Annotated in this window: 11 protein-coding genes and 2 pseudogenes; 4 read left to right on the forward strand and 9 right to left on the reverse strand. The window is 70.0% G+C overall.

The window, feature by feature from the left end:
• Positions 1-47: 47 nt before the first annotated feature.
• The 5 genes from ACFYX4_RS38515 to ACFYX4_RS38535 all read right to left on the reverse strand — a co-directional run bounded on the left by ACFYX4_RS38515 (position 48) and on the right by ACFYX4_RS38535 (position 4,151).
• Positions 48-746: a type 1 glutamine amidotransferase domain-containing protein gene (locus ACFYX4_RS38515; RefSeq protein ID WP_389344159.1), complete on the reverse strand. Its 699-nt coding sequence runs from the start codon at positions 744-746 to the stop codon at positions 48-50.
• A gap of 32 nt (positions 747-778) precedes the next feature.
• A complete protein-coding gene (locus tag ACFYX4_RS38520; protein ID WP_389344161.1) occupies positions 779-1,171 on the reverse strand; it encodes a nuclear transport factor 2 family protein in 393 nt (130 codons plus the stop codon).
• A gap of 53 nt (positions 1,172-1,224) precedes the next feature.
• Complete coding sequence (locus tag ACFYX4_RS38525; protein WP_389344163.1) at positions 1,225-1,824, reverse strand: flavodoxin family protein; 600 nt, start codon at positions 1,822-1,824, stop codon at positions 1,225-1,227.
• Between the two features lie 917 nt (positions 1,825-2,741).
• Positions 2,742-3,107 carry a sigma-70 family RNA polymerase sigma factor gene (locus ACFYX4_RS38530; protein ID WP_389344164.1) on the reverse strand — a complete coding sequence of 122 codons (366 nt, stop codon included), beginning with the start codon at positions 3,105-3,107 and terminating at the stop codon, positions 2,742-2,744.
• Positions 3,108-3,395: 288 nt separating this feature from the next.
• Positions 3,396-4,151 carry a TetR/AcrR family transcriptional regulator gene (locus tag ACFYX4_RS38535; protein WP_389344165.1) on the reverse strand — a complete coding sequence of 252 codons (756 nt, stop codon included), beginning with the start codon at positions 4,149-4,151 and terminating at the stop codon, positions 3,396-3,398.
• A 269-nt stretch (positions 4,152-4,420) separates the two neighbouring features.
• Here ACFYX4_RS38535 and ACFYX4_RS38540 point away from each other — a divergent pair, with 269 nt between their 5' ends.
• Positions 4,421-6,646 (forward strand): MMPL family transporter, encoded by a 2,226-nt coding sequence (locus tag ACFYX4_RS38540; protein ID WP_389344166.1) that lies wholly within the window; start codon positions 4,421-4,423, stop codon positions 6,644-6,646.
• Positions 6,647-6,975: 329 nt separating this feature from the next.
• On the opposite strand, the gene ACFYX4_RS38545 is transcribed toward ACFYX4_RS38540, so the two are convergent.
• On the reverse strand, positions 6,976-7,515 hold the full coding sequence (locus ACFYX4_RS38545) for an AAA family ATPase (RefSeq protein ID WP_389344167.1): 540 nt from the start codon (positions 7,513-7,515) through the stop codon (positions 6,976-6,978).
• Between the two features lie 77 nt (positions 7,516-7,592).
• Positions 7,593-7,708, reverse strand: a pseudogene (locus ACFYX4_RS38550) (IS630 family transposase); the annotation flags it as partial.
• A 238-nt stretch (positions 7,709-7,946) separates the two neighbouring features.
• On the opposite strand from ACFYX4_RS38550, the gene ACFYX4_RS38555 reads away from it, so the two are divergent.
• Both ACFYX4_RS38555 and ACFYX4_RS38560 read left to right on the forward strand, forming a co-directional pair.
• Positions 7,947-8,405, forward strand: a complete 459-nt coding sequence (locus ACFYX4_RS38555; RefSeq protein ID WP_389344169.1) for a YybH family protein — start codon at positions 7,947-7,949, stop codon at positions 8,403-8,405.
• Positions 8,406-8,574: 169 nt separating this feature from the next.
• Positions 8,575-8,936: pseudogene (locus ACFYX4_RS38560) on the forward strand (short-chain dehydrogenase); the annotation flags it as partial.
• A gap of 20 nt (positions 8,937-8,956) precedes the next feature.
• Here ACFYX4_RS38560 and ACFYX4_RS38565 read toward each other — a convergent pair.
• Positions 8,957-9,544 carry a hypothetical protein gene (locus tag ACFYX4_RS38565; protein ID WP_389344171.1) on the reverse strand — a complete coding sequence of 196 codons (588 nt, stop codon included), beginning with the start codon at positions 9,542-9,544 and terminating at the stop codon, positions 8,957-8,959.
• Between the two features lie 84 nt (positions 9,545-9,628).
• Entirely contained in the window at positions 9,629-10,381 is a 753-nt protein-coding gene (locus tag ACFYX4_RS38570) for a DeoR/GlpR family DNA-binding transcription regulator (protein ID WP_389344173.1), read from the reverse strand.
• 382 nt (positions 10,382-10,763) lie between these two features.
• On the opposite strand from ACFYX4_RS38570, the gene ACFYX4_RS38575 reads away from it, so the two are divergent.
• The gene (locus ACFYX4_RS38575) at positions 10,764-12,041 is read left to right on the forward strand and encodes an extracellular solute-binding protein (protein ID WP_389344175.1); all 1,278 of its coding nucleotides are present in this window, start codon (positions 10,764-10,766) and stop codon (positions 12,039-12,041) included.
• Positions 12,042-12,298: the final 257 nt, after the last annotated feature.

Raw genomic sequence — 12,298 nt, forward strand, 5'->3', positions numbered from 1 at the left:
GCCCGGAGTCGCCTGCCGGGCCGCCGGGGAAGAGCACGGGATCGCCGTCAGCTCAGCGCCTTCACCACTTCCTGGGCCAGCGGGACCGCCGAGCCCGGGTTCTGGCCGGTGTACAGCGTGCGGTCGGTCTCGACATGCGGGGCGAACGGCTCGCCCTCGCGGTAGTCCGCGCCGAGTTCGTCGACGAGGCGGTCCTGGAGCAGCCACTTCGCGCGGTCCGCGAGACCGTTCAGCTTCTCCTCGGCGTTGGAGAGACCGGTCAGGCGGTAGCCGGCGAACGGGGACGTTCCGTCCGGGCCGACGGTGGCGAGCAGCGCCGCGGGGCCGTGACACACGAGGGACACCGGCTTGCCCGAGGCGAGCCACGCGGTGAGCAGCTCGCCGGAGGCGGCGTCGTCGGGCAGGTCCTCCATCGGGCCCCAGCCGCCGGGGTAGAACACGGCCGCGTAGTCGTCGATGTCGACGTCCTCGATGCGCATCGGGTGCGCCAGCTCGGTCGCCTCGCGCAGCGCGGTCCGCATGCGCTCGGCGCCCTCCTCACCGCCGTTGAACTCCGGGGTGAGGCTGAGCGCGTCCGCCGTGGGCGGCACGCCGCCGGGCGTCGCCGCCGCGATCTCGAACCCGGCCTCCTTGAAGACCTGGTACGGGCCGATGGCCTCCTCGGCCCAGAAGCCGGCCGGCTGCCGGGTGCCGTCGGCCAGCGTCCAGTGGTCGGACGCCGTGATCACGAAAAGGATCTTCGCCATGGGGAGCTCCTGATACGGGGTGGTGGTGGGCCTCAGCCCTTGAGGGCTTCCTGGAGGATGTGGCTGTCGGCGGCCTGCCGCATGCTCACGGCCTTGCCGTCGCGGACGGTCCACAGGTGGATGAACCGCACGTCGGCCTGGCCGCCGGTCTTCGTCTCGGCGTGGTAGTGCCCGTACACGAAGACATGGCCTTCGTCGTCCGCGAAGAACTCCTCGGGCACCGCGCCGAAGGACACGATGTTCGACATCGGCGTGCCGAAGAAGTCCTTCGCCACGCTGTCCCAGCCGTGGTAGACGCCGCTGTTCGGGAAGCCCGGGGTGATGTCCCACACCAGGTCCGGGGCGATCACCTCCTCGATGACCTCGGGTGCCATCCGGGACTCGTAGACCCGGCGGATGAGGGCGAGGTGCGGGGCGTCGGACATGGTTGCTCCTTGAAGGGGTGGTGAATCGGAATGAGGTGAGGAAGGTCCTGTGATCAGGCGGCGAGGGCGGCCCGCCCGGCCCGGAAGATCGCGGCCTGGCCTGCCACGCGCGCGCCGAGGTGCTCCGCGGTGGCGATGTCCGACCGGTGGACCGCCTCCGGGCCGGCGTCGGTCGGGCTCTGGGCGCCGGCGCCCATGAAGAAGCCGAGCCGGTTGATGTCGTCCTCGCTGCCCTTGGTGGAGTCCCAGCCCGGCATCAGCCCGAGGCTGATCCAGTGCATGCCGTGCTGGGCGGCCATCGTGGCGAAGTAGCCCAGGGTCGACGACTTGTCGCCGTTCTTGGCACCGGAGTTGGTGAAGCCGGCGGCGAGCTTGTCCACCCAGGCGTGGGCGAACCAGCGCCTGCTGCTGGCCTCGGCGAAGTCGTGGAACGCGGCGGAGGCGGTGCCCATGTAGGTGGGGGCGCCGAAGATGATCCCGTCGGCGGCGTCCAGCTGCGCCCACTGCTCGTCGGTGATGCCGTCGACGGCGATCAGGAACACCTCGGCGCCGGCTCCCGCCGCGCCGCGCGCCACGGCTTCGGCGACGACGGCCGTGTGGCCGTAGCCCGAATGAAAGGCGACGGCGATCGTGGTGCGGCGGGAATCGGACATGGTGACAGGGCTCCTCGAAGGTCTCGATCTCGACGCGAACAAGCTTTGCATCGGAAGAGCGTGCTGTGAGGGGTAAGAAGTTCTCCCCTGTCTGCGGTTTTATCCCGATGGCGGCGGCGAACTTCGGCTCCTGGAAGACCCCACGACCCGCGTGGAAGACGCCCGTTGCGTGGTCGATTTCCTCAGCACGCTTCCGTTCGTCGATGCCGACCGAATGGGAGTTTTCGGCATCTGTGCCGGGGGCGGCTACGCCATCAGCGGGGCCCAGACCGAACGCCGCTTCAAGGCGGTGGCCACCGTCAGCGCGGCTCTCATGGGCGAAGGTTCCAGGGGCTTTCTGGGGCAACTTTCCCCGGTCGCCGAGCAGATCGGAACGCTGGAAACGGTCGCCGACCAGCGGACGGCGGAAGCGCGAGGAGGAAAGCCGCTTTACGCACCGTTCGTGCTGGAAACCTTGGACGAGATCGACGAGGACACGCCGGACCTTCTGCGCGAGGACTACTACCGGACTCCTCGCGGTCAGCAACCCAATTCCAAGGGCCGTTTCCTGCTGACCCAACCGATGCTTCTCATCGCGGGAAGCAAGGCGGACACGAAGATATTCAGCGACCAGGCGTACGAGCTTTACCAGGGGCCGAAAGAGCTGTTCGTCGTCGTGGGTGCGAGTCATAGGGCCATGTACGACGTGCCCGTGTACGTCGACCAGGCGATCGACAGGATGGGGATCCTCGGTGTCCGACCCCGGCACGCCGTCCGCCCTGGCCGGCAGGGCCGCCGAACCGTCGAAGTCCTTCAGCCGCAGCGCCGCCGCCGACGCGAAGATCACCGTCCCCTCCGGGAAGGGGCGACCGGCCCCGGCCCATTCCGCTGTGAGCCCCGGGCACACCCGCCCCACTCGCCCCGGGGCCGGGCGGGTGTCATGCCGCGGACGCGTGCCACCAGGCGGGCTTCGCACCAGCCTCCTCGTCGGTGGGCTCCACGATGCCCAGGGCCGTGCGCAGCGCCCGCACCGCGTGGTGCAGACGTGACTTGACGGTGCCCGGCGGGACGCCGAGCACGAGCGCCGCCTCACGCGTCGACCTGCCGGCGTAGTACGTCTCGTACAGCACCTCCCGGTGCTTGGACGACAGCCCCTGGATCGCGTCCTCCAGGACCATCGCGGACAGGATCCGGTCGACGTCGTCGGGCTTCGCCAGTGACTCGTTCAGCCAGACGCTGCCGTCGACCTCCTGGGCGCGGATCATGCGCAGCCGGTACTCGTCGATGGCGATGTTGCGGGCCACCCGGAACAGCCACCCCCGCAGCGGCTCGCCGCCCCCCCCACGTCCTGAGTGCGCCAGCAGCGCAGCAGGGTCTCCTGCACCACGTCCTCGGCTCTGTGCCGCAGAGAGTTGGCACACCTCCGCCGAGGAACTCGTCACCGCCGTCGTCGCGCTGGTCGCCGACCCGAACCGGCGGGCGTGGCCGACCCTGTCCGTCTGAACGCTCTGAACGCTCCGAACGCTGCGGCGGTCGAGCCGGCTTGCTCGGCTGTGAAGCGACCTCCCGGGCCATCGAGCCGACGCCGCCGGTCAGGGCGCTGCCGGTGCCCCCGTGGGCCGAGCGGGGATCCGGCGATGGATGTCCTCGATCAGGTCCCGCATCGCCATGTGGAAGATCTCGGCCTGGTGTTCGCCGACGAAGGAGGTGTGCCCGAAGACTTCCAGGACGACCATGCCGTGCATGTGCCCCCACGCGCTGAGGAGGAGGGCGGTCGCAGGAGGCGGCAGTGTCTCGGGGCCGTGCGGAAGCAGCGTTCCCAGATGAGCCTGGAGGGTCGGTGAGAGCACCCGGGTGTCCGCCGCGGCCAGTTGTGCGGCGGTGAACCCGTCGAACATCTCGCGCTGGAAGACCTCGCTCATCCGGCGCATCGCCTGAGTGGTCGGGCCCTCGGCGGCGGCCTCATAGTGACGCAGCGGTGCTCCGTACAGCAGTTGGAACCGCTCGACGTGCGTGACGGCCCAGCGGCGATAGCTCTCGGCGGCGGCCATGAACCGCAGCGGAGCCGGTTCCTCCGCCGCGGTTTCGACAGCTGCCGCCACGGCGTCGGCCAGGTCCTCGTACGCCTTGGCGACGAGAGCCGTGACGAGGGCGTCCCGGTTCGGAAAGTAGTGGTAGAGGCCCTGCACGGTCATGCCCAAGCTGCGGGCGACCGCTCTCAGGGACAGGGCGTGCGGCCCGTGCTCGGCCATGTGTTGTTCGGCCGCCGCCACGATCTCCTGGGTGGCGACGGCCCGGCGTCGCTGGCGCAGGGATGGCGGGACCGTCGCGTAGGCGTCTGCGGACATGCGGCGATCCTACGGCAACTACCGGACGGCGTATCGGAAAACTGCTGCCTGCTGAAAAACCTGACAGTGTCAGGTAAATCTCCTGCTGCTAAAAATCCCGCTGTCTCACTAGCGTCGTTCCTGACGGCGAAGAGCGCGGCGCCGAGCCCTCGTCGAGGGCCGCTGTAGGCCGGCGGGGGCGAAGAGCTCCGCGACACATCGCGCCGGCGCTCCCGCCTCGCCGCCGACAGTCCTCGTCTTTCGCAGAAGAACGTTGAAGGAGATCATCCATGTTCGAACGTATGGCCGAATTAGCGATTCGCCGGTCCCGGCTGGTCCTGGTCGTCGCCACCCTGGCCGTGGCCCTCATGAGCGTGCTCGGCGCGGGCGCCTTCGACAAGCTGAAGGGGGGCGGCTTCGACGACCCCGCTTCCCCCTCCACCCGGGCGACGGCGGTCATCGGCGACAAGTTCGGCGGCGAGACCAACCTCATCCTGCTGGTCACGTCCCCCGACGGCCGCATCGACACGTCCGCCGCCAAGGAGAGCGGCCAGGCTCTGGTGGCCGAGCTCAAGAAGGACGAACGGCTCGCCAACGTCGTCTCGTACTGGGAGACGAACAGCCCTGACCTGCGCTCCGAGGACGGCCGCGAGGCCCTGGTGCTCGCCCACGTCATGGGCGACACCACGGAGCAGCGGAAGAACTCCATCGAGGTCCTCGACGCCTACAGCGGCACCTACGACAAGAACCTCACCGTGCAGGCCGGCGGAGGCGCCGCCGTGGGCGCCGACCTGTCGAACCAGGTGGTCGAGGATCTGATCCTCGCCGAGGCGATCGCCATTCCGCTGACCCTGGTGCTGCTCCTGATCGTCTTCGGCAGCGCGGTCGCGGCCCTGCTGCCGCTGGTCATCGCCGTCATCGCCGTCATGGGCTCGTTCGCCCAGCTCTTCCTGTTCGGCAGCGTCACCGACGTCGCCGACACCGCGACCAACCTCACCACCGCCCTGGGCCTCGGACTGGGCATCGACTACGCCCTTCTGATGGTGAGCCGCTTCCGTGAGCAGCTCGCGGCCGGGGCGAGCGTGGACGACGCCGTCCGGCGGACGGTGCACACCGCGGGCCGCACCGTCGCCTTCTCCGCCGCCACCGTCGCGGCGGCCCTGGCGGCGCTCATGGCGTTCCCGCACTACTTCCTGCGCTCGATGGGCTTCACCGGAGTCGGTGTCGTCGCCATCGCCGCCCTCAGCACCCTCTTCGTGATGCCGGCCCTGCTGAAGGTCCTGGGGCACCGGGTCAACAGCGGGCGGATGCCGTGGGCCGAGTCGCGGCGCTCCGACGCCGGCACACCGCTGTGGGGACGGCTGGCACGCACCGTCATGCGGCGGCCCGTGCTCACCGCGGTGCCCGTGGTCGCCCTGCTGCTGTTCGCGGCGAGCCCGCTGCTGAACATCACCTTCGGCACGCCGGACGAGCGCGTGCTGCCCAAGGACGCCGAGAGCCGCCAGGTCTCGCAGATCCTGCGAGAGGAGTTCGGCGGCAGCGAGGACTCGGCCGTCTTCATCGCCATCGACGAGTCCGTGGACGAGGCCACGCTGGCGTCGTACGCGGGCCGACTGGCCGCGCTCAAGGGCGTCGAGCGGGTCGAGACCAGCGTGGGCGCTTACACCCCGGGCCAGTCCACGGCGACCGGCCCGGCCGACTCCGCCCTCGGCCGGCCCGACGCACAGCAGATCAACGTGGTCAGCAGCCTGACACCGAAGTCGGAAGCGGCCGAGAGCCTGGTCGAGGAGATACGCTCGGTCACTCCGCCCCCCGGCACCGAGCCCCTGGTCGGCGGGAACGACGCCGTACTCGTCGATGCCAAGCAGTCCATCGGCGACAGGCTACCCCTGGCCGTGAGCCTGGTCGTCCTCACCACGTTCCTGCTGCTCTTCCTGTTCACCGGCAGCATCGTGCAGCCGCTGCGCGCGCTGGTCCTCAACCTGATCAGCCTGGGAGCCACCCTCGGCGTCATGACCTGGATCTTCCAGGACGGCCACCTCTCCTCCCTCCTCGGCTTCACCGCGCAGCCGATGGAGATGACGATGACCGTGCTGATGTTCTGCATCGGCTTCGGACTCTCGATGGACTACGAGGTCTTCGTCACCAGCAGGATCAAGGAACTCCACGACCAGGGAGCCGACAACGAGACCGCGGTGGTCAACGGTCTCGGCCACACCGGACGCATCGTCAGCGCGGCCGCTCTCCTGCTCGCGGTGAGCTTCTTCGCCTTCGGCACCGCCAAGCTCAGCTTCATGCAGATGTTCGGCCTCGGCAGCGGACTGGCCATCCTCATCGACGCCATCGCCGTTCGCGGCGTCCTCGTCCCCGCCGCGATGCGCCTGCTCGGCCGCTCGGCCTGGTACGCGCCCGGCTTCCTGCGCAGGTTCCACGCACGCTACGGCCTCAGCGAAGGCGGCCCCGAGCCGCTGCCCGCACCCGGACCGGTGGCGGAGGAGCCGACGCACGCGCGCTGATGCGCTGTTCGGGCTCGGCGACGCCGTGCTGTGCGCGGGCTGTGCCGTGCGCGAGCCGTGTTGTGCGCGGACCGAGGAATCCGCTGATGGCAGGCATCCGTAGGACGCCGGGATCCTCCACCGGGCCGTGTAGGCAATTTCTGCCGACGCGTGCCGGCCTGACGCGGGTCAGGACAGGGACCGCCAGGCGTCCTGATCGGAGGTGCGCCCGGCCCGGTCCGGTTCCGGGCTGTGTCGCACCCCTGACCTGTTCGTAGGCCCCTCCAACGGGGTGATTCATCTTCGAGCAAAGGCCGATAAGGCGACCCCGGAGTGGCGTTGCTCGGCAGCTACCGAACGGGCCCTGTCAGCCCCTGAACTGCGTCGATCACGCCGTCCACCACCTCGGTCACCGGCTTGGACGCGTCGATGATCGTCGCGCCATGGCTTTCGTAGATCGCTCGCATCCGAGGATTCCACTTCAGGGCCGCTGCGAGCTCTTCGGGATGCTGGCCGAAGGGGTTCGTGGTGCGGGTCGCGAGCCGGTGGCGGAGGGTGTCCTCGTCGATCACCAGGCACACGGTGAGGTCGAAAAGATCGCGGACGTCTGCCTCGTTCTCCGCCGAACCGCACAAGAACGCGATGCGGGAACGAGACTCCTCGACGAGGGCCTCCACACGCTCACGGACGATCGCCCACCCGTATCGGTCGAGCCAGCCCTCAGGAACCGGATACGGAGGATCCACCACAGCCTCGCCCTCAGCGCGGTCGATCCAGCGGCAGAAGCCGTCGTCGTCGGCGTCGAGCGCAACATAGCCACGCGCTCGCAGCGCCCCGCAGACCGTGGACTTACCAGCCCCTGAATTGCCCGTCACCCACACCAATGTCACGCCGCCAGCGTAGAGGGAGTAGAGGGAAGAGGGCGTCCGCCCTCGGCGGAGGCAGGTGTGCGAGACCCAGGTCTGCACGAGGCGTAGGTCGGGGTGAAGCACAGATGCCGGCGCCCTTGTGGGCGGGCAGGTTGTCAAGGATCACGTAGGCCGGAGCGCCGGCGAGACGGGCGGCGCGGAGGCTGTGGCTCGCGGTCGTCCGTAGGTCGGGGCGAGTTGTGTGGGGTGGGCGCGGGTTCGTACGACCCATCGAGCGCCGACATGAACACCTTCACCGACGCCCTGGCGGACGGCACCCGGGCCGCGGCGGTCGACGCGGGCGTCTACTTCGTCGACATGCGCAAGCAGTCACCCCTGCGGAACCCTCGTGCAGGGCTGGGTGGGTGCGATGGACCCTGTCTGAACCGTGCTCGCGGTCCTAGCGTCGAGTCATGAACGATGAACAAGCGATCGCGGATCTGCACAGCCGATGGGTGTTCGGATGGGAGCGCAAGCAGGGGGACGCGCCGTTCGACTTCCGGCGTACCTTCGGAGAGTTCTACGACTTCAGCTCTCCGGAGGTCCGACTCTACGACGACTTCGACCCCGAGCAGCGCGTGGCGACGACAGCCGCCGGTTACGGGGCGATCTGGGAGCCCGCCTTCCGCACGATGGTCTCCGCGCGTCATGCCGTCGACGACGGCCCGCACGTCATCGCCGGCCATGATCTGGCCGCGTCCACCCTGACATTCGTGGCGCGCATCGCCATGCCTGATGTCACCACGGACATTCGTACGACGACCTCGCTGGTCTGGCACCGAACGCCGGACGGGTGGCGGATCGTCCGCGAGCACAACTCCACCAAGCTGCTGCCCACGGGGGAACTCGACGGCATGCTGCTCGGCCCTTGATGGCCTCGGTCGGGGCAACCGGCGGCCGGTCGCCAGGACGTCGCGGAGTCCGTGCGCGGCGACAACGAGGCTGTCCGGGCGGCGACTTCGGCAATCGCCCGACCAGCCGGCGCCGGTCAAGCGGGACGCAGTGCACCAAGGAGTCAGTTGAGTCACGCGAGGCGGTGCTTTCACGTACGAACTCCAGCGCCGGCTCGCACCGCAACGGCACCACGGTCGCGGTGGCCGCCCATCCCGGCGTGTCCGACACCGAACTCATCCGCAACACGCCCGCCGTGCTGCGCGTGTCCGTCACCTGGTTCGCGCCGCTGCTCACCCAGGCGGCCGAGATGGGGCCCTGCCCACCCTGCGCGCCGCCACCGATCCGGCGGTCGGCGGCGGCCGGTACTACGGCCCCGGCGGCCGCGGCGAGATCCCCGGCTGCCCGAAGCCGGTCACCTCCAGCCCAGCCCCTCCCACGACCAGGCCGTCCAGCGCCGCCTGTGGACCGTCTCCGAGGAGCTCACCGGGGTGACGTTCCCGGTGCGGTGACGCCGCGACACGTCCGGCTGTCAGTTGAAGATGTCCAGGGCGTCCAGCCAGGAGCCGTCGTCGTCGGCGGAGCGGGCCAGCATCGGGCGCGGCTCCGGGTAGGTCGCCGCCGCGGCCCTCGCGCGGACGATCTCCGGCCCGCCGCACGCCGCGACCGCGAAGGCGCCGAAAGCCTCGGCGAAGGCGGCCGGGTCCTGAATCTCCACGCCGAACGCCCGGCCGTCCGGCAGCGGCACCCACACCACCCGGTCCCGCCGCAGCCACTCCCGCACCGGCTGCCTGTCCGCGGTCGACCGCCCCTCCAGCCACAGCCGCGCCACGTGCAGCAGGTTCACCTCCTCCAGCGACAGCCGCCTGCGCCGCACGCGCAGTTCACGCGTCGTCAGGGTGATCCGCTGGTCCTTCTTCGGGTACCAGACGACGCCGATCCCGAAGGTCGCCCACAGCAGGATCCCGATCAACGGCCAGGCCAGAGCGTAGCTCCACGATCGGAGCAGCCCGCCGTCCAGCAGGTAAAGGGCCCCGAACACCAGGGCCCACTTCGCCGTCATCCGCCCGAACCCGGTGCCCTGCCGGTACAGGACCCGCCGCTTTCTCGTCATCGTCATGCCCGCACGCTATCCGCCGGCCCGCAGTCGCCGAACTCGTGGTGAGGGCTCGGGCAGTTGGGGGCGAGGGCTCGCGAGCGGCCCTCACACCTCGACCACCTCCACCCCCGCCTCCCGCAGCCGCCCGCAGGTCTTCCCGTCTCCCGGGGCGTTGGTCACCACGATGTCGAGTTCCTCCGGGCCGCACACGCGGGCCATGCCCGTGCCGGGGAACTTGCCCGCGTCCGCCACCAGGACCACCTGCGCGCTGGCGGCGATCATCGCCCGCTTGACGGGCACTTCGACGGCGGTGGTGTCCAGTATCTGACCGTCGGGACGGACCCCGCTGGTGCCGAGGAACAGGCGGTCGGCGTGGACCTGCCGCAGGTTGTCCTCGGTGAGGAAGCCGACCAGCGAGCGGTAGTCGCGCCGCACGACGCCGCCCAACAGGATCAGCTGGACGTCCTTGTCGTCCTGGAGCTCCTCGTAGACGGCCAGGTTGCTGGTGATCACGGTCAGGGAGCGGCCGTGCAGATGGCGGGCGACCCGGTGAGCGGTCGTGCCGATGTCGAGCAGCACCGTCTCGCCGTCCTTGACGAGGTTTGCGCACCAGGCGGCGAGCGTGTCCTTGGCCTCGACGCGGACCGCGGCGACGTCGGCGAAGGGGTCGTCCTCGCCGACGAGCGGGGCGGCCCCGCCGTAGACCCGTTTGAGCAGGCCCTCGTCCTCCAGCTGCACGAGATCCCGCCTGACCGTGGCCTGGCTCGCCCCGACCTTGCCGGCCAGGGAGACCACCGTGGTGGGCCCGTCCGCGCGGAGGACGCGCAGGATCAGCTGATGTCTTCGGTCAGGGAGCATGGCCCAGACCATACTCGCCAAGCCGCCAAACTCAAGCAAAGTCGCGCACGAATGTCTCGATTGCTGCTTGACCCTTGTCAAACTCGCGCACCGGGTGCACTCTCTTGCGTAATTCGGAGCCCCGGTCCGGACCCCACTCCGGTCGGCCGAAGCGGATGAACGGCGCATAGCGCCGTCCTGGACGCGTCGGCACCGTCTGAGAGGACCAGGTCGACAAGCCCCGGGTGGCTGAAGAGCCCACCCACGCCGATGATCTTCAGCCATCCGGCCCCCACGCCTCCCCCTCCCCTCCCCGCCTCGCCCCCCGAGCCCCCCCCGACCCACAGGTCCTGTCGGACGTCAGACATGCGGACGTGCCGACGCGTCGAAAGAGGAGAAGACCGTGGACCTTTCCCGCAGACGCTTCCTTCAGGCCGCCGTGTTCACGGCCGCCGCGGCCGGCGCCACCGCGGCCTGCGGCGGCGGCACCGAGCCGACCAGCAGTAAGGACAGCAAAGACCTGACCCTCTGGTACTGGTCCGGCGGCCTCAGCGACAAGGTCGTCGCGGACGCCAAGAAGCACTTTTCCGATGTCACCCTCAAGACCTCCGTGGTCGGCGGCGACTTCAAGACCAAGCTGCTCACCGGCCTCCGGGCCGCCCAGTCCGCCCCCGACATCACCGGCATCAAGGGCGAGGACATCGCGTCCTTCCTGCCCAACGCCAACCGCTTCGTCGACCTGAACACCCTCGGCGCGGACAAGCTGACCTCGCAGTACCTGTCGTGGAAGCTGAAGCAGGCCACGACCCAGGACGGCAAGCTCATCGGCTTCCCCATCGACATCGGCCCGTGCGCCATGTTCTACCGCGAGGACCTGTTCGCGCAGGCGGGACTGCCCACGGACCCCGCGAAGGTCTCCGCCCAACTCTCCACCTGGGACGACTACTTCAAGGCCGGCGTCGAACTGCACAAGGCCGTGCCCAAGACCTACCTGATCAACAACATCGGCTCGGTCTTCTCCATGGCCGTCGGCCAGGGTGCCCGGCGGTTCATCGACGAGGACAACACCTTCATCGGCGACCAGGACCACATCCGTACCGCCTGGACCACCGCCGTGAAGCCCTACACCCTCGGCATCGACGCGAAGATCAACGACAACACCTGGAACGCCGCGATCAGCGGCGGGACCCTGGGCACCGAGATCGGCGCCGCCTGGCACGCGCTGGACATCACCAACGCCGCCCCCGGCACCAAGGGCAAGTGGCGGGTGGCGAGTCTGCCCAGCGGACCGTCCAACCTCGGCGGCTCCTTCCTGGCCGTGCCCGCGACCTCCGGCAACCCCGAGCTGGCGTTCCAGATCATCACCTGGATCCTCAGCCCGCAGAACCAGGCCCGCGGCTTCACCGACGCGGCGCTGTTCCCGACCGCCCCGGCCGCCTACACGCTGCCCGCGCTCACCGGGGGCGACCCCTTCTTCGGCGGCCAGAAGACCATCGACATCTTCGGGCCGGCCGCCGAGAAGATCCCCTCCGCCTACGAGGCCCCGGCCGACTCGGCGGTCTCGGCCCCCTACTTCAGTGAGCTGACCAGCATCGAGGCCAAGGGCAAGGACCCCGACACGGCCTGGAAGGACGCGGTCGCCCAGGCCAAGCAGATCGCCCAGCGCCAGGGAGTGAAGTGACATGGCGTCCAGCCCGGTAGCCGGCCCGGCCCCCACCGGACCGACCTCCGGATCAGGCGACGGCCCCACCGGCCGACCGGCCTCCGCAGCCACCGACGGCCCCACGAGCCGACCCGCCCCGGACCACCCCCGACCCGCCCCGGACCACCCCCGACCCGCCCCGGGCCACCCCCGCGGCGCCCCGGGCCACCCCCGCGGCGGCCCGGGCCACCCCCGCGGCGGCCCGGGCCACCCCCGCGGCGGCCCGGGCCACCCCC

The sequence above is a fragment of the Streptomyces sp. NPDC002328 genome (assembly GCF_042890065.1).
Lineage (GTDB): Bacteria > Actinomycetota > Actinomycetes > Streptomycetales > Streptomycetaceae > Streptomyces.